Source organism: Pseudomonadota bacterium, assembly GCA_041395565.1.
Classification (GTDB): Bacteria; Pseudomonadota; Gammaproteobacteria; order UBA9214; family UBA9214; genus UBA9214.
Window position 1 is genome coordinate 163,648 of the sequence record JAWLAI010000004.1, and the last position, 17,027, is coordinate 180,674.

The 17,027-nt window shown below is 56.8% G+C and carries 11 protein-coding genes and 1 pseudogene; 5 read left to right on the forward strand and 7 right to left on the reverse strand.

Translation table 11 applies throughout. The features are described from left to right. Positions 1-130: 130 nt before the first annotated feature. Both R3F42_06655 and R3F42_06660 read right to left on the reverse strand, forming a co-directional pair. Positions 131-283 (reverse strand): annotated as a pseudogene (locus tag R3F42_06655) (glycosyltransferase family 29 protein). A gap of 790 nt (positions 284-1,073) precedes the next feature. Further along, on the reverse strand, positions 1,074-2,102 hold the full coding sequence (locus tag R3F42_06660; protein MEZ5541707.1) for a hypothetical protein: 1,029 nt from the start codon (positions 2,100-2,102) through the stop codon (positions 1,074-1,076). Between the two features lie 167 nt (positions 2,103-2,269). On the opposite strand from R3F42_06660, the gene R3F42_06665 reads away from it, so the two are divergent. Further along, positions 2,270-3,025: a class I SAM-dependent methyltransferase gene (locus tag R3F42_06665; protein ID MEZ5541708.1), complete on the forward strand. Its 756-nt coding sequence runs from the start codon at positions 2,270-2,272 to the stop codon at positions 3,023-3,025. A gap of 141 nt (positions 3,026-3,166) precedes the next feature. Then, complete coding sequence (locus R3F42_06670) at positions 3,167-3,979, forward strand: hypothetical protein (GenBank protein MEZ5541709.1); 813 nt, start codon at positions 3,167-3,169, stop codon at positions 3,977-3,979. A 37-nt stretch (positions 3,980-4,016) separates the two neighbouring features. On the opposite strand, the gene R3F42_06675 is transcribed toward R3F42_06670, so the two are convergent. The 5 genes from R3F42_06675 to R3F42_06695 form a co-directional block, all read right to left on the reverse strand. Further along, on the reverse strand, positions 4,017-5,429 hold the full coding sequence (locus R3F42_06675; protein ID MEZ5541710.1) for a hypothetical protein: 1,413 nt from the start codon (positions 5,427-5,429) through the stop codon (positions 4,017-4,019). Continuing rightward, the gene (locus R3F42_06680; GenBank protein MEZ5541711.1) at positions 5,422-6,294 is read right to left on the reverse strand and encodes an IS3 family transposase; all 873 of its coding nucleotides are present in this window, start codon (positions 6,292-6,294) and stop codon (positions 5,422-5,424) included. Before R3F42_06680 ends, R3F42_06675 begins: the two co-directional genes overlap by 8 nt. Beyond that, complete coding sequence (locus R3F42_06685) at positions 6,291-6,611, reverse strand: transposase (GenBank protein MEZ5541712.1); 321 nt, start codon at positions 6,609-6,611, stop codon at positions 6,291-6,293. The genes R3F42_06680 and R3F42_06685 overlap by 4 nt, the downstream gene beginning before the upstream one ends. A 95-nt stretch (positions 6,612-6,706) precedes the next feature. Continuing rightward, complete coding sequence (locus R3F42_06690; GenBank protein ID MEZ5541713.1) at positions 6,707-8,860, reverse strand: glycosyltransferase family 2 protein; 2,154 nt, start codon at positions 8,858-8,860, stop codon at positions 6,707-6,709. Between the two features lie 148 nt (positions 8,861-9,008). Further along, positions 9,009-12,110, reverse strand: a complete 3,102-nt coding sequence (locus R3F42_06695; GenBank protein ID MEZ5541714.1) for a glycosyltransferase — start codon at positions 12,108-12,110, stop codon at positions 9,009-9,011. 492 nt (positions 12,111-12,602) lie between these two features. On the opposite strand from R3F42_06695, the gene R3F42_06700 reads away from it, so the two are divergent. The 3 genes from R3F42_06700 (at position 12,603) to R3F42_06710 (ending at position 16,961) form a co-directional block, all read left to right on the forward strand. After that, positions 12,603-15,299, forward strand: a complete 2,697-nt coding sequence (locus R3F42_06700) for a glycosyltransferase (protein ID MEZ5541715.1) — start codon at positions 12,603-12,605, stop codon at positions 15,297-15,299. Positions 15,300-15,446: 147 nt separating this feature from the next. Then, entirely contained in the window at positions 15,447-16,187 is a 741-nt protein-coding gene (locus tag R3F42_06705; GenBank protein MEZ5541716.1) for a CatB-related O-acetyltransferase, read from the forward strand. A gap of 9 nt (positions 16,188-16,196) precedes the next feature. Further along, positions 16,197-16,961, forward strand: a complete 765-nt coding sequence (locus R3F42_06710) for a sulfotransferase family 2 domain-containing protein (protein MEZ5541717.1) — start codon at positions 16,197-16,199, stop codon at positions 16,959-16,961. The last annotated feature ends 66 nt before the right edge of the window (positions 16,962-17,027 follow it).

The window sequence follows — 17,027 nt, forward strand, 5'->3', positions numbered from 1 at the left end:
CCGTCAGCACCCTGCAGCCGCCGGCGAGCAGCGGCAGCAGCCGCGTCCAGTCGTAGAGCTGGTAGCGCATGTCGTTTCCGCTCAGCAGCAGCCACTGGGCAGGGCAGTGCGCGGTCAGGTGTGCGGTGGTGAATTCGGGTGAGCAGACCCAGACGTCGATCCTGGTGCCGATGTCCGCAGCAGCGGAGCCGGCCGCGCTGTAGCGGTTGAAGCGGAGCACGGTGCGGTGCGCGTCGATGCGGGCGCCCAGCCCGGCGCCGGCCAGGCTGGCGGCGTTGCCCACGACGCAGATCGAACCGCGTACCGCGGTGAGCTGCTCGATGAATGCCGCACGCCATGCCGGTTGCTGCGTGTGCAAGCCGGCGAGTGTGATGGCCGGTGCTTCCAGGCTATGCCCGACTTCCAGCAGCGCGGCTGCCAGCGGCGGCGAGTGTCCGGCCAGAGCGCGCAACGTGGCCCGGTCGAGCGTGGACAGCGGCGCCTGGCCGGCCGCGCCCTCCAGCAGCAGGTTCAGCGCTCGGTGCAGGTCGCGCCCGCGTGCCTGCGGGAGCAGGCGCGCCAGATGTGCAAGGAGTGGCGTGGAGGGCGCAAAACCGCAGGCGCGGCGGCAGTCCAGGTAGCCGAGCAGGTTGCGTAGCCCGGGCTGCCGGTACCAGGCGCGACGCAGGCAGGCCAGCGTGAAGGCGTCGTAGTGACCGCGCCGGCGCCGCCACAGACCGTAGACCCGGTCGGTCCATGCCGTGCCAAAGTGCGCCGCTAAGCAGATGCCTTGATGTGATGCTGAGTTCGGCAAGCGCTCTTACCCATGAGAAAATCAGGCCCGGGGTCATTGTTGCAGGAAGCCCGGGACGGTGCGAGCCTTTCCGGGCAGTTCCGCGCGTATCGGTAGAGCTCCAGGATTGATGCCTGTCCCCGTTTCCCGGTGGGCCGCGCTGTACACATCGGCAAACCAGGTCCGGTGTATGCGGTGTTGACGACTACGGCTGCAGGTTACGTACAGGGACGTTGCAGGGTGGGAATTGCATGCGATATACGCACGAAGCCTACTCCGGCACGTCGACACCCTGTGGCGGTCAGTCCAGCGAGGTCAGAAACGCCTCTGCCATGAGTGCCGGGTGGGCAAGAGCCAGTACGCGCTCACGCAGTTCTCCTGCCGCGGCCCGTGAGGCTGAGGGATCGAGGACGCGCTCGAGCGTCTCCAACCAGGCGCTCTCGGTTGGCACGATAGCGGCGCCGGCCGCGGTAAAACGCAGCATGTCCGGAATGGGGCTGCATACAGTGGGTATGCCCCAGAAGCCTGCCTCGATTGCCTTGAGCGCGGACTTGCAGTGATTGAATGGAGTGTCTTGCAGGGGGGCGAGGTTAAGCCAGCCGCGCTGCACAAACCGGGCGTAGTCGGTAAAGGGCACTCGCTCGTGCAGTACCAGCTGCTTCCGAGCCGTATGCATTTTTGGCTGCAGCTGTCCGGTGATGTGAAGCTGCAATTGCGGATACTCCGCGAGCAGTTGCTCCAGTACGGGGACGATCATCTGGAAGTCGTGGTCATGGCTGCGGGTGCCGGGGAAATAGGTAATGATCCTGGGCGCGGCTGGTCCTGCGGCAGGTATGGGGTGCCGCAGCCAGCTGTGATGCACGGCATTCGGCACCACGGTAACCCGTTGAGCCGGGTATATGCGTTGAAGGTGCTCCTGCAGCGGTACGGTAGATACCGTTACTCGGTCGAACCACTCGAGTGCCTTGCCGTGGGCGGCAAAGGCATGTCGGACCTTGCGCAGCGGTAGGATGCCGTTGATTACAGCCGGGCTGTGGGATGCCAGTTCCGGATCGAACACCAGGTCATCGAAATCGGCGACGGGAACAGCGCCGCGCCGCCGCAGGCGCCACAGCAGCCATGCCAGCCGCGCGCTGGCCTTGGGACGGTGAAACACGACAACCTGTCCGGTTTGTGCTGTCGTACCGTCACGCAGATGCGTGAGCTGGGAATTCCAGCCCTGGTCCTGCAGTGCCAATGCGAGATTTTCGCAGCGATAGCGGAATGAGGGGTCCTGGAGGAACAGGGCAGGATTCCGGTTGGATGCAATGCAGGTGACGGCTAACGCCACGAGTACTATACCCCTGTCGGTGAATATGGCGCTGTGATATTCCGGATGCGCAGAACCGGATTCATGTCATATGTTGTGGCGGCGGGGATGTGAAAACTGTACGATATAGTAGTTGAACTACATTATATTCAATATGTTGCATCTGGAATTGTTTGGGAACAAGGCTCATGAGAGATACTGACAGCGATTGGGATGAAGTTGCTCGCACATTTCCATACTGGGGTGTGCTCAGTGTAGATCAGTTCAAAAAGAAAAATCTATCACAGCAGGACAGAGAGTCGTTCTTTGCGAGCGGTGAAAACTACTTCAAGGGTATGATGAATGTGGTTCGCCGTCATCTCGGTGCAGATCTCAAAATCAAACGCGGGCTCGATTTCGGCTGCGGCGTGGGTCGTCTTGCCATTCCTATGGCACGGATAGCAAATGACGAGGTCGTGGGTGTTGATATATCCGATGAAATGCTGAAAATCTGCGCAGACAATGCAAGTGCGATGGGTGTTGCCAATCTGGTACTGGTGAAAGGTGATGACAACCTTTCCAAGGTAACGGGAACCTTCGATTTTATCAACTCGTACATCGTTCTTCAGCATATCCCTCCTGCGCGAGGTTACCAGATCATTCAGCGGCTGCTCGATCTGCTGGAAGCGGGTGGTGTTGGATCGCTACAGCTGACATACGCCAAATCGGCGAAGTTCTTCGAACACGAACGGGCGAAGGCTGGGTATTATCGCAGGGATGGATCTACGCTGATCGAGTTGAAAACGAAAAGCGATGAACGGGCGACGGGTGCAATCACGATGTTCGACTACGACCTGAACTGCGTGTTCGCGCTGATACAAGAGATCTCAGATCCATATCTATCGGTACGGGTGACGGATCACGATGGCCATCTGGGAATCCATGTCGTGTTCAGGAAAAAATAGTCGACTTGGATAGCGATTCAAGACGGCTGACTGATGGTATTTTCTGGTATTCCTGGCATGCAACTCGTTCTCCACGTAGGTCTTCACAAGACTGGTTCCACAAGTATCCAGAGTACTTGCTGTTCCAATCGAAATTTTTTAGTGGCAAATAAGATCAATTATCCGTATCGGCCAGACGATGCTTTCAGAGGTCAGCATGCGAGTCTCGCATTACAGTTGCAGCAGGGGAATCTGAACTTTGCGGAGGATTGGTTACAGTCCGTCGTAGACGAGTCGATTGAAAACGGGAGCCATACAGTATTCCTATCGTCAGAGGAATTTTCGCCCCTGTTTTCAAACAGAAAGATCGGAATAATGCTGGATTTCAAGCAGATCTTGCTGCGGTATTTCGATGAGGTACTGCTCGTAGTTGTGCTGAGACAGTTGAATGATTGGATTTACTCTTCGATACGCGAGCATATCAAGTCAGGTTTGTTCAGCTTTTACGACGTGGAGAAATACAGGCACCAGGCTGTCATCCCGAGAATCGTGGTCAGCAATGCGGAGCAACGCATAGTCGACGCGAAAACTCGGATGAGTGTACTCAGTTTCGATGAACTGAAGCGCGGTGCCAAGCTGGTTGAGAACTTCTTCGCCAGCGTGTTTGGCGATATCGGGATTACATCGGGAAAGGGGTATGCGAACAAGTCGACGGATGACATCGTCAAGGACTTGCTCACAGGATTTTTTAGAGCAGGGTTGACAGCAAAGAATGGTGTCAACCCATATTTGCAGGATGTCGCCGGATTTTCAGGCAAACTTGACGCCCTGGAAATGACCGGCTCGAAATACCCTGTGTATGAAGACGTGAACAAGTCGCTGGATGAAGTAATTAAACAGTTTTCAAGAATTGTGTATGAATCTGTTGTTGATGGTTATCAAGACTTCAAGTATGCCAAATTCTTGATAAAGTAGTAGGTTCAGTTAATTGTCCATACAGTAAACATCTTGTCTATGATGTTTCATTTAATCTGCATTCAATTTCTTCGACTAATTTCAGTATATTTGGTTCTTTAGGGCGCAACTTCTTCGCTTGCAGTGCTAGTGAATAAGCCGATTGATACTCTCTCCTTTCTAGTAGAAGTTGTGCAATATCTCTCAAATAATGCACTTCTTGATATTTTCCGCTGGCCATGATCTTAAGCTGTCTATTGGTGAACCATGCCTCGCGAAGATGAGAGGATGGAATCGGTAGATTGATTATTTCTGCGAGTTTCAGGTGCGAATAGGTCATTGTGTGAGCTTCGATTGCGCGAAGTGTTTGTTTGTGTATGTACTCGAATAGATCTGGATTGGTTTTTCTAAGTGCATTAACAAGATCAAACATTTCCTTGTAAATATCAGAGTTATGCATACTATGTTTTTTTGCGTGTGAGCGCGTATTCCTTTGTAATAGCTCGGTAGTGCCTATTAGGCCTCTTACTGCATGCTGCATAGAATGACGGAACTTCTCAGTAAGCATTGTGTAAGTATTGGCATCCAGTAGAGTCCCCATATCCGGGGTGGTGTGCTGAATTGCATCTGAGTGTTTCTGCAGTAAAAGATCAATTTTATCGTTCTGCTTCTTGTTGCTTATGTCCAGTACATGATTCAGAAGTCTCTTGAGTTCGAGAGCGCCAGGAGAATAACTTCTGTTGACATATGAAATGTTGTCGGGCGTAAGTCTTTTAATAGCGTCTTCTGGCGCGCCTAGCATAGACAAGAACGTGGCTTGGATGGGTGTCTGGTCGTACAGGTCGAGATCATACGCCATCAATACAACATTTTCATTGCCGAAGCAGTCTGCCCATCGCGCGAAAATTCGACCAGTGTAGAAGTCAGGTTCAGTTTTTAGTATTCGTTCGCAGGTCTGCTGAAATGTTGCGGTGATGAAGTGCCTCTTGATCGACTGATTATAGTTCGAGTAAATGGCTTCTACGGGATCACGGTAGAATGAAAGTATCTTGCAACGCAAGTCGCCGGTTAGATTTTTTAGTTTTTCAGGGTGGTTGAATAGGGATTCTGCTGATATCAGCAAGGTCAGGCCGCGCCTGCAGGCCTGCGCATGCCAAGATTCAAGAAGAGGTCGGGCGTTGCCTGGTTTATCGTGGGCAATATCCAGTCCCAAAATTGACTGTCCACCGGAAATTCCGTTTTCGTCTAATCCGTGTTCAGGATAGTAATATCCCAGTCGGTTCAGGTTGTGTCTGTTTTCGAGTAGGAACTTCTGGATTGCGGATGAGCCGGTCTTCGGTGCGCCTATATGGAAGATGACATCATAACTCTGTCGCGACTCCTGCGACCCATTTGTACTGGTGCCTCTCTTGAAAAGCTTTTCTAATATCATCGTTCGTAAGGTGTAATTCGTGAGCTTGGTCTTACCCACAAATCGTGGACACGGTTAATTTCTCGAACTGCTGCTCATATTCATGCGGACTGACATAGCCGATGGCCGAGTGTCGTCTAACCCGATTGTAGAACATCTCAATGTATTCAAAGATGCCGGTACGCGCTTCAGCAACGGTTTTGTAGTTCTCTGCATAGATCAGCTCCACCTTCAGGCGACTGAAGAAGGACTCCATTACCGCATTGTCCCAGCAATTCCCCTTCCGGCTCATGCTGCAACGAACGCCATGCGCCTGCAACACGTCCTGATACTCATTACCCCGGTACTGCACACCGCGATCCGAGTGGATCAGGGCATTGTCCTTCAGGTCCCGGCGTGCGACCGCCATGGTGAAGGCATCCAGAATCAGGCTCTCCCGCATGTGGGTGTCCAGCGCCCAGCCCACCACCTTGCGGGAGAACAGGTCCAGTACTGCTGCCAGGTACAGCCAGACACGCCCCACTCGGATGTAGGTGATGTCCGAGACCCACTTCCGGTTCGGCTCATCCGCGCCAAAGCGCCGGCCCAGCAGATTCTCGTTCACGTTGGTCTGCGACTCGACCCGAGGGAAGTATCTGAAGCCCTTCCCGTTACGAGCCTTCAGACCGCGTTCCTTCAGTAAATCAGCTACATGGTTCAAACTGCAGGGAATGCCGCGTTCATTCAGCTCCACCACCAGCCGCGGCGCACCGTAGCGCCGCCTGAACTGATGATAGGCGGCCTCCACCGCCTCACCAACCAGCGTACGGCGCTGGCGCTGCGGACAAACCGGGCGCTTGCGCCAGGCGTAATAGCCGGATCGCGACACCGACAACAGCCGGCACATCATGTCGATCCGGAACTCCTGCCGACAGGACTCGATCAGGGCGTACCGGGCTTGTCGGCCTTCGCGAAGTACGCCGTCGCTTTTTTTAGGAAATCACGCTCCTGCTCCAGCTCTGCAACACGCTTCTTGAGCTTGCGAATCTCAGCCTTCTCTTCCTGCGAGTAGTTCGTGCCATCGGCTACGGTAAACTGCTTCTTCGACAGCTTGTTGAGCTGGGTACGCCAGTTGTAGATCTGGCCCACATGCAGACCTAGCTCCCTGGCAACATCAGCCGCCGTGCGGTCCGGTTGATCAGCCAGCCTCACCGCTTCCCGGCGAAACGACTCCGGGTAGGACTTGGTTTTCTTCTTCGACATGGTGACACCTCCACTAGCATCTTATCTCACTAAGGGAATGTGTCTACTTTCTGTGGGTAACTCGGAGCTATAACGGTTTCTAAATCAATGTAATGCTAGATACGCAGCGAGAAATCCTCTCGCAGCAGCGAAAGATTCCGATTGTATGCCGGGTCGGTATATAACAGATCACCCCAGATCTTTTTCATGTAGGCAGCTTCTGCGGCAGCGCGCTTGGCTTTGGCGCCTGCGTCGTCTATGCCGCGACTCTTGGATTCATGATGGTACAGTTCGGCGTAGGGCGTCCACAGGTTTCTGTAACCAGCCTGCCGTACACGCAGGCAGAAATCCACGTCATTGAACGCGACGGGCAGGTCGGTCTCGTTGAAGCCGGCGACCTGTTCGAAGATTTCCCGCCTGACCACGAGGCATGCGCCGGTTACGGCGGACAGGTTCTGAACCAGATGCAGGCGCGAGAAATAGCCATGGGTGTTGCGGTCGGCGTGTTTGTGGGCATGCCCGGCAACGCCGCCGATGCCGAGGATAACGCCGGCATGCTGAATCGAACCGTCCGAATACAGCAGTTTGGCGCCAACGCAACCGATATCCTCCCTGACGGCATGTGCAACCATTTCCTCCAGCCATTCGGGTGTGATGACTTCGGTATCATTATTGAGAAAGCACAGGATATCGCCGCTGGCCTGGCGCGCGCCGAAGTTGCAGAGCGCGGAATAATTGAAAGGGTGGTCGTAGCGCAGTACGCTGACGCCCTTGGTTGCGGCAATCCGGTCTAGATATTCCAGGGCGGCGGGATCCGAGGTCTGGTTGTCTAGAATCAGGATTTCGAAATCCGGATAGGTCGTGGACGTCAGTATGCTGTCGATGCAGGCCCGCAGGAGGCGGGGCTGGTCGCGCGTCGGAATGATGATGGATACCCGTGGCGGCGGCGCGGGCAGCGGGTATTTCACCCGGTACGTATTGGGCGTTCGTCCGGGCGTTACCACGGCGGACAGGCCCTGCCTTTCGAGATGGTCGCGTATGGCGCGCAGACCGGCATCGGTCGTGTAATCCTTGCTCGCGGGCGACTGCGCGGTCGAACCAGCCTGCGCGCGCCAGTGATAGAGTACGCGGGGTACATGCACGATTTCTCCCGGTTTCAGCCGTTGCGCACAGCGTAGCAGCAGATCGTGATCCTGGCTGCCTTCGAAACCCGGGCGCATGCCGCCGAGACTTTTCATCAGGTCCGAACTTACCACCAGCAGGTGGGTGATGTAGTTTTGTGACAGCAGCAGATCCGGGTTCCAGTCCGGCTTCATGTGCGGATTGTAGCGCTGGTCCAGTTCATCGATCTTGTCGTCATCGCTGTAGACGATCTTTGCCCCGGGGTGTTCGAGCACGGCTTGCGCGATGTGGAGGAGCGCATGTTCGGCCAGTTCGTCGTCGTGATCGAGCAGTGCCAGGTAATCACCGTTGGCGAGTTCCATCGCCGTGTTCGTGGCTGCAGAAATGTGGCCGTTATCGCTGCGGTAGGTAACTATGATGCGGTCATCCGTGGCGGCAAGCGCCTCCAGGGTGCTGCGCACCGCGGGATCTGTCGAGGCGTCATCGGCAATACACAGTTCCCAGTGCGGATATGACTGGGCGCGCACGGACGCTATGCAACGGGAAAGCAGGGTGGGGTCGGTATTGTATACCGGCAACAGGATGGATATGACCGGTGGCCGCTGGAATCGGGAAACGATCCTGGCTATCTCCGCAGCATCCGGCTGGGAGACTTGTTCGAACCTGTCTATCCACTGCAGGTAGTCGATCGGGTTGGCTTTATGTTCCAGTAGCGAGCGATAGGTATCGTACAGCGCGCGAGCGTATGGTTTGTGCCTGTTGTCCGGGAATGACATCAGTCTGCTGCGGATGGCGCTCGCAGACTCCCCGGAAAAGAGGGGGTGGATGCGGGAAAGCTTTTGCAGTATCCGGCGCGTGGCGAACAATGCGGGCACGCCTGCGATACGGAGGTGCGAAATCCTTGCTGCGTCGGTTATCCCGCTGATATGCAATTCCGCCACGGATGGTCGATTGTCAAGCAGGAAGAAACGCTTCGCGGTGCGTCCGGGACGGAAATGCAGTTCGACGGTCTCGCTGGTCGTCCCGTCGGCATCGAATCTGAATACCAGGCTGGCGAGGCCGGGCCGCTGACCGGGGGCGACAGTCAGTTCGAGAATGTTCCAGCCGCGCAATTTCCGTACTTTCCCGGGGTCCAGGGTGAAGCTCACGTGGCTTGCAGTGCCACTGTCCGGGCCGGGTACCTGTGCTGACTGTACCAGTGCGCCGGCATCTATGTACTGATAGTAAAGTCCAGCCAGCCTTCGGTGAGGCATGCCGATGCGTTCTCGCGTTGCTGTTCGTGAAGGGTGTGCCTGATTACATCAGGGCTTCCTTGCGGGCCGGCTGCTGGCAGTTGAGCAGTTCCAGCAGTCTGGATGCCACTGCGCCGGGGGCGAGCATCTCTCTCACCTTGGCGCTGGCGCGGCTGCCGATGCCGGCATAGCGGTTGCCCATGGCCAGGGCCGCAATGGCTTCGGCGGCGGCACTGATGTCGGGATCGCCCCACACGGTGCCTGCAGGGTAGGGCCCGTAAGCGCGGTTTGTCCGCAGTGTCGGCGTTGTAATCAGTATCGCAGAGTCCCTGTCCATGAAATCGATATTACCGGAATAGTCCGAAGCGATCACCGGCTTCCCGAAGGCCATGGCTTCCGCCATGGTCAATCCGAAGCCTTCGGACCGATGCAGGGAGACATAGGCGTCGAGGCAGTGCATCAGTTCCAGCGTCTGTACCCTGCTCAGGGTCTGTTCTATCCAGATGATATCGAGGTCATCGCTCTCCGATTTGAGCAGTTCGAAGTCGAGGTCGCCCGGGCGTGGGTCGCAGACCTTCAATACGAGCTGGATACGTGCATTCGGCGCCTTCGACCGGGCCAGGCGAAAGGCGTCGATGACGCCCCGCGGGTTCTTTCTCTCCATCACGCTTTTCTGATCGAAGAAGTACCCGAACAGCATGCAGTCTTCGGGCAGGTTGAACGCAGCCCGGTTCGCCGCCTGGTCCTTGACCGCATCGATTTCTGAGAAATCGAGTACGTGGGGCAAAACACTGACCGGAATGTCAACGCATTTCATTATCGCATTGGCACTGTATTGGCTTGGCGTCCAGATCTCGTGGAGACCTTTCGCGGATTTCCGGAAGTGTCCGGGCAATGCCTCGGTCTCCCAGACCCAATAGCCGATGTTTCTGCGTCCTTCCATTTCGGATGCGGGGTAGAAGTCGATACTCTCCTGGATGGAATCCGCGTTGGAGACAATCATGTTGATGCGGTTCTCGACCTTGCCGGCGCCGAAATACGCTGCCAGGTTGCGCCCGATGAAGTCGAAATCGGGGTCGACGATGATGTTGGGTAACGGCTTGCTGACGTACTGCAAACCTGCGGCCTGGATTGTCTGGAGCATCGACCTTGACGATTGCCCCATACCGGTTGGCGCGTCGAAATAGCCGGACAGGTTGATTCCGGTTGCATCGGGCCGGTACTGCCTGACCTGCTCACCCAGGAGCTTGACCCATTTCCTGTTGCGCAACAGGGACCTGAGGCCAGCAAAACCGTTGATGCGTGCGTACAGTTCGGCCAGATCCCTGGCGCTGTCGAAAGCGTGCGGGTGCTTCTTCCTGACATTCGGGGTGTTGTAGTACCAGGCCTCGAGCTGATTCAGGGGTTCCAGATAACGGAAGCCGGCCTCGTTGAGCGAGATTTTAGCCAGTTTGGCCCGATCGGTCAGATCGAAGTGCCTTTTCGCCGGCCGGAAGAACGCATCCAGGTTGAAATTGGTCAGTACCGTGTTGGCCTTCTTCCTCAGCACCCGGTTGAGGCATATCTGCGCCTGTTCCATGGTGTGTTTCGAATATCTCGCAAGGTTGTAGAACAGGTATGCCTCGTTTTCAGTCAAGAATGGCATGTGCCGGATATTTTCCAGCAGCCAATTGAAAAAGCCGGTGGCATCGCTATGTATTTTCGGGTAGGCCGCCTGCAGATCCGGTCTCATGAAATAGAGCAGGAGCACCTTGTGGAAGCCATTGCGCGCCAGTTCGAGTCTGTCCGCATCGGCATCGCTCAGCTGTTCTTCGTGGATGCCATGCAGCCTGATCCAGTCACAGAATCCGTTGAATGCTGCAGGGTTGTCGGCGAGTCCGGGAAAGGTCTTCTTCAGGTCGGCGCGCCTGTGGTAGACATCCATGGTGCGCTGGACTGGGTTGGCTCTGTCCATGCAATGCTGGTACCGCTCCAGCAGCAGGGTAAGGTTCTCTTCGTCCTTGCCGGTGTTGCTAAGCCAGCCTCTGAAATTCTCGTCGGGGCCATACCAGGCGTTCGGAAAATGTTTCAATACATCCTCGCGGGTCAGCAGTATGCCGTGGATTACGGGCGGCACGGGGAAGCCGAACAGCAGGGCCGTCGGTGTCATCAGGAATTCGCAGAAGGCGTCCGGGTCCGCTTCCGGGGAAGGGAAGCTGACATGATGGCGCAGGCAGTGCCGGATCACCTTGTGGAATACCCGCGAAACGGGGATGTCGTTGGTCAGTGTACCGTACGCGAAGCGGTACTCCTGTGATTCGGTAAAGTCTGCGGCAAAAAGTTTCTTCGCGTAGAGATCGAACAGCCTGGCCAGATCGGGGTTGTCGCCGAGTTCGTGCCGGTTCTGGTGCTTCGACAGTATATCGGGCTTGTTCGGGTTAAACCCGCTGAAGTGAAAGAACGACAATGGCAGGTCGTCGACGAAGAATTCGCCGTTCGTTTCCCTCACGCAGCGTTCATGGAGGTTCCAGTAGGCGGCATTGTAGGACGGATCGTGCAGTATGAAGGTGTCCGCGTAATAGGCCGGTACCAGGTCCATCCACTTCTGGTCGACGAACAGTCCATTAGGTATATCGACAACGCAGTCAAGATAGAGCTTGCCTATCCACCAGTTCAGCAACTTGCCGCTCGTTGCGTTGTTGCGCAGGCCGATGAAGCCGAGATTGTACGTGCCACTCTGCAGTATGCCGACCTCGGAAGGCGAGGCGTTGTCGTAGAACGGCTCGCGCATGTGCGGCGTCAGCACGACGGAATGCGTATCCAGCGCATCCCAGACCTTGTCCAGTGGCTTGGCAACCAGAATGTCGGGATCGATGTAAGCGATTTTCCGGATCTCGGGGTTGCGCAGGAGGTGCTTGAGGGCAAAGGGTTTTACCGCGGTATTGAGTTCCAGGATATTGTACTGATACGGAAATATATCGGCGCCTGGCAAACCGATATCGCCGAGGTAGAGGGTGCTGAACCGCTCCTTTGCGACATCGAACTCCCCGTCCATGATATCCACCAGCAACACGTAGAATTGCGCGCCCGGATGGTGTTCCAGAAAGCTGTCGCACAGTACCCGAGCCACGGCAATATAGTTCTTGGAAACTATGGTCAGTGCAGTAACCCCGGTAAATTCAGTCATCCAGACACTCCGTGCGCTAAGGTTTTGGTCAGGTCTTGCTGTTGCTGCCCGCAGGCGCGGTGGCTGCGATGATGCCGAGCCGGGCTCGCCGGGTCGTGCGTGACCACACTGGTCGCTTGGTGCCCGCTCCCCCGTACGACGCGCCTTTCGCCCGGGCTTGCCGGGCAACTACCGATTGATGTTTGATAATTACAACACAACCTGCGGGATTATAAAGTAAATATAACTGCTGAATAGGTGTGTTGATCTTGCGCCCGCCCCGGCCGGCATGTAATCATGCATGTATCTGAAAAACAATCAGATACGAACAGTCGTATGGCCGCGTGACGGGTGTTCCCGCAAGGTTGCCGGCTCACTGACGTGCAGTAGCCGACTTGGCGGCGGTTACGCGAATCGGCAACTGTCCCGCTCGGGCGTAGGGGAAGTTGAGTTCCCGTCATGTTTCGGAATAGCTAGAGTTGCGGTCGGGAGCCAGTATCCCCGAATACCAGTATGCGAAGCAAACAGGATGACGAGCAAGTCCATGCCGTCACAGAGAAAGCGTTTTCACCCGAATACTATCTCGACCGGTATCCGGACGTACTCGCTTCGGGGATAGACCCGCTCGAGCATTACCTCAATACCGGCTGGTGCGAGGGGCGGGATCCGGCGCCGGCGTTTTCAACCAGTTTTTATCTGCAGGACAACGCGGATGTCGCCGAATCCGGCATCAATCCCTTCTATCATTACCTGATTACAGGTATCGATGAAGGGCGGCGTCCGGTACCGCTGCCTGCCATCTACGGCGATGAGCAGCAATATGAATTCGTACGCGCGATCGTTGCGCCTGCGTTCGATGCGGACTTCTACGCGCGGCACTATCCCGGTCACCGGCAGCAGATACGCGACCCGCTGGAGCATTTTCTCCTGGTCGGCTGCCTGCAGGGTTATGATCCGACGCCGAACTTTTCCACCTCGTATTATCTGCAGGCGAACCCGGATGTCGCGGCGTTCGGCGTCAATGCCTTTTACCATTACCTGACCCAGGGGCGCAGGGAGGGGCGGCGGCCTTCATCGCGGCCAGGCGCAGGCCGGTTGCCGCAGGAAGCCGGTCATCCTGCAACCGGCTACCGCACCGCGGAGCTGCCGGCTGCACCCGCAGCGGAGGAATGGCATGCGCTCGCGGACCGGATCAGGCAGGTCGGCAGTTCTGCCGCAGTACCGGTCGTGGATGTCGTGATTCCGGTCTACAAGGGTTACGCGGAAACGCTGAACTGTATCTACCAGGTATTGAATGCGGAGAACAGTGCGGCGTACGAGCTTGTCGTGATCAATGATCGCAGCCCGGACGACAAGCTGGTGGCCAAGCTGCGGGAACTCGCTGGCAGCGGTCTGATCAGTTACCGCGAAAACGATGAGAATCTGGGCTTCGTCAAGACCGTCAATCTGGGAATGGCACTGCATGAAGACCGGGACGTGATCCTGCTGAATGCGGATACCGAAGTCTATCGCGACTGGATCGACAGATTGCGGCGCGCGGCATATAGCGTCGACCGTGTGGCGACGGTCACGCCGTTCTCCAATAGCGCGGAAATATGCAGCTATCCATACACGGTGCGCGACAACGACATGCAGCTGGAATTGAGCTACCGGGAGCTCGACCGGCTCGCGGCGGAGATGAATGATGCGCAATACCTGAGGTTGCCGACCGGCATCGGGTTTTGCATGTATATCCGCAGGGAGTGTCTGCGGGAGATAGGCGCGTTCGATGCGGCCGAATTCGGCAAAGGCTACGGTGAAGAAAACGATTTCTGCCTGAGAGCGGCAGAGAATGGATGGCTGAATCTGATGGCAGCCGATACCTTCGTCCGTCATCTCGGTGGCGCGTCGTTCGGTGCGGAGAAGCAGGAACGGGTACTCAATGCGATCCGCATCATCAACAAAAAATATCCCGGCTACGACAGAATGATACAGGATTTCCTGTATGAGGATCCGGTGCGGCCTTTCAGGAAGAACATCGATATCGCGCGGTTGCGGCGGCGGGCGGGTAACAGGATATTCCTCATGATCGGCCACAACTGGGGTGGCGGCACCGAGAAGCACATGCAGGATATGGCGGCGCAGCTGCAGCAGGAGGGTGTCGAGGTGTATACCATGCGGCCCGACCTTCACAACAGTCTGGTCGGAAACATCCATTGTCCCGGGGCAGAGCACATGCCGAACCTGCCATTGTTCGATGTCCTGAGCGGGGTTGAGCACAATGCCGCCGTCCTGCGCGATTACGGTATTACCCATGTGCATGTGCACAGCCTGGCAGGATTCGATGAGCGGATCTTGACGGCGCTGCCGGAAGCGATGCAGCGCGCGGGCCTGGATTTCGATATGACGCTGCATGACTATACTGCCATCTGTCCCAGGATACATCTGTGCGACGAGCAGGGCAGGTATTGTGGTGAGCCCGATGAAGAGACGTGCAGGCGCTGTATCGAGCAACACGATTCGCCATTCGGGCAGGTAGACATCCGTGCGTGGAAGCGGGCTAACCATGATCTGCTGCAGCGGGCGCGGAAGGTGTTCGTGCCCAGCGAGGATGTGCGGAGCCGGATGCACGGTCATTATCCGGACCTGACATATACGCTGAGGATGCACCCGGAGCCTCGGCCCGCCATGAGTCTGCCGATGTGCGCACGGCGCAAGGCAGGCGAAATGCTCAAGCTCGGCGTCATCGGCGCGATCGGGCCGCACAAGGGCTCCAATCTCCTGCTAGCCTGCGCGCAGGATGCGCTGGCCAGACGCCTCCCGATCGAGTTTGTCGTGATCGGTTATACCAATCTCAGTGACCTGGAGGGCATGCCGAATGTCCTGGTCACCGGTGAATACGATGACCAGGATGTATACGACCTCATCCATGTCTACCGTGTCCATGCCGCATTCTTCCCGGCGACGTGGCCGGAAACCTATTCCTATACCTTGTCGATCGCCATCCGGGCGGGGTTACGACCGTTGGCTTTCGATATCGGTGCTATCGCTGAGCGGATGCGGACGCTGGGATACGACGGCCTGCTCATGCCGTTCGAGGCCAGTACGTCGGCGCGTGCGGTGAACGACTTCATCCTGGATACGGCGCAGACCTTTGCCGGACTTACGGGAGCCGTCGTGGATTTCATGCGCTATGACAGCCTGGTCGAGGATTACTATCAGTTGCACTGAATGCGCACTAGGCCACCGGTCGTGGCTTGAATTTTTGTCAGGATCTGACGCGGCAATCCGCAGCTACAATGAAGCCAGCAGGTGCAAGGCAGGAAGGATGTGGATCCGCAATGGAATACCTGAGAACCCCTGGGGGGCGGTCGAGGAATGCAGATTGAATTAAGCAGAGAGATGATCTTGGAGCTGCGCCGCAGGGGAATAACGACCTTTCATCATGCGGGCGTTACGCTGCCCAGAGCTTCGGTCTTCGAGCCACCATGCAGTCTGAAATGGATGTCCGTCCAGTATTCACTGGAGATGGGGGCGTTCAGCTACGCAGTCAGCGGCTTCTATTTTGCCTGCCGTATAGGCCGCTACTGTTCGTTCGGGGAAAATGTGCAAATCGGTCGTCACTCGCATCCGCTGCATTATTTCAGCACTTCGCCGTTCTTCTACACACCATACAAGGACGTGCTCGATCAGGATGCACCGCCCGGGGTGGAGATCAGTCCAGGTGCGGATTACCAGCGCAACACCCCACCGGTGCAGGCGCGGACGACGCAGATCGGGAATGATGTCTGGATCGGGCACGGCGCATTCATCCTGCCCGGTGTGAGCATCGGCCACGGTGCAGTGGTTGCGGCAGAGTCCGTCGTCACCAAGGACGTACCGCCCTATGCCGTAGTGGCGGGGTCGCCCGCCAGGGTGCTGCGATACCGTTTTCCGGAGCGCGAAATCGAATCACTCCTGACGGTCGGCTGGTGGGATTACGCACCGTGGGATCTCAAAGGCGCGAGTGTCGACGACATACCGCGATTCATCGACCATGTGGCGGGTATGCGCGCACGGGCTGTTGCAACCTATGCACCGGGCAAGGTGCGACTCGCGGACCTTGCCGGCCAGGCTTAGGGTATATCCATGCGCGTGATCTTTCTGCATTTGCCCAAGACTGCTGGTCAGTCCGTGCATGCGGCATTGCTCAGGGCGTTCGGTCAGGAGGCGGTATGCCCGGCGCGGATCAATGACCAGCTGTGTGTCATGAGTCGGGCGCAGCTGGCCAGGTACCAGGTATTTTCCGGACATTTTGACTGGACCCTGCTGGATTGCCTGCCGGGTCCGAAATACGTGTTCACCATCCTGCGCGATCCGGCTGAGCGGATCCTGTCGTTTTATTTCTACCTCCGTAACAAGGCGGCTGACATGGATCCGGATGCTCTGGCAAGGCCCGAACACCAGGGTCTGAAAGCAGCGCTGGAGTTGTCGCCGGACGACTATTTTACCGGTGGTCAGCCGCATCTCAGAACGTTCATCGACGATCACTATGACAATTTCTACACGTATTACTTCGCAGCCAGGCACTACATGGGGCGCAGGTTGCTGGTCGGACTGCAGGGGCGTGGCGCTGTGACGGAGCAGGACATACTCACCACGGCGCTGGACAATCTCACGGCGCTCGACAAGGTATTCTCGATGGAGCGCATGCCGGAGGTCTTCCGGACCATCGCGGACCTGGGAGGTCATGCCGTGGCGGACGGGCCCGGATTCCAGCTCAACCGGAACGAGCAGCAGATGCCGGAAGACAGGAGGTTGCGGCTGCAAGCGATGGAGTCGTCTTCCGCGGCAATAGCGCGGCTCGGCGAGCTATGCCGGCTGGATGACAGAATCTGGTCGATGTACAAGTAGATGCTGTGTTGGGGTAAACAGTCAGAACCGGCTCCAGGGTGCGCGCAGACCATGGTGCGGCAATCG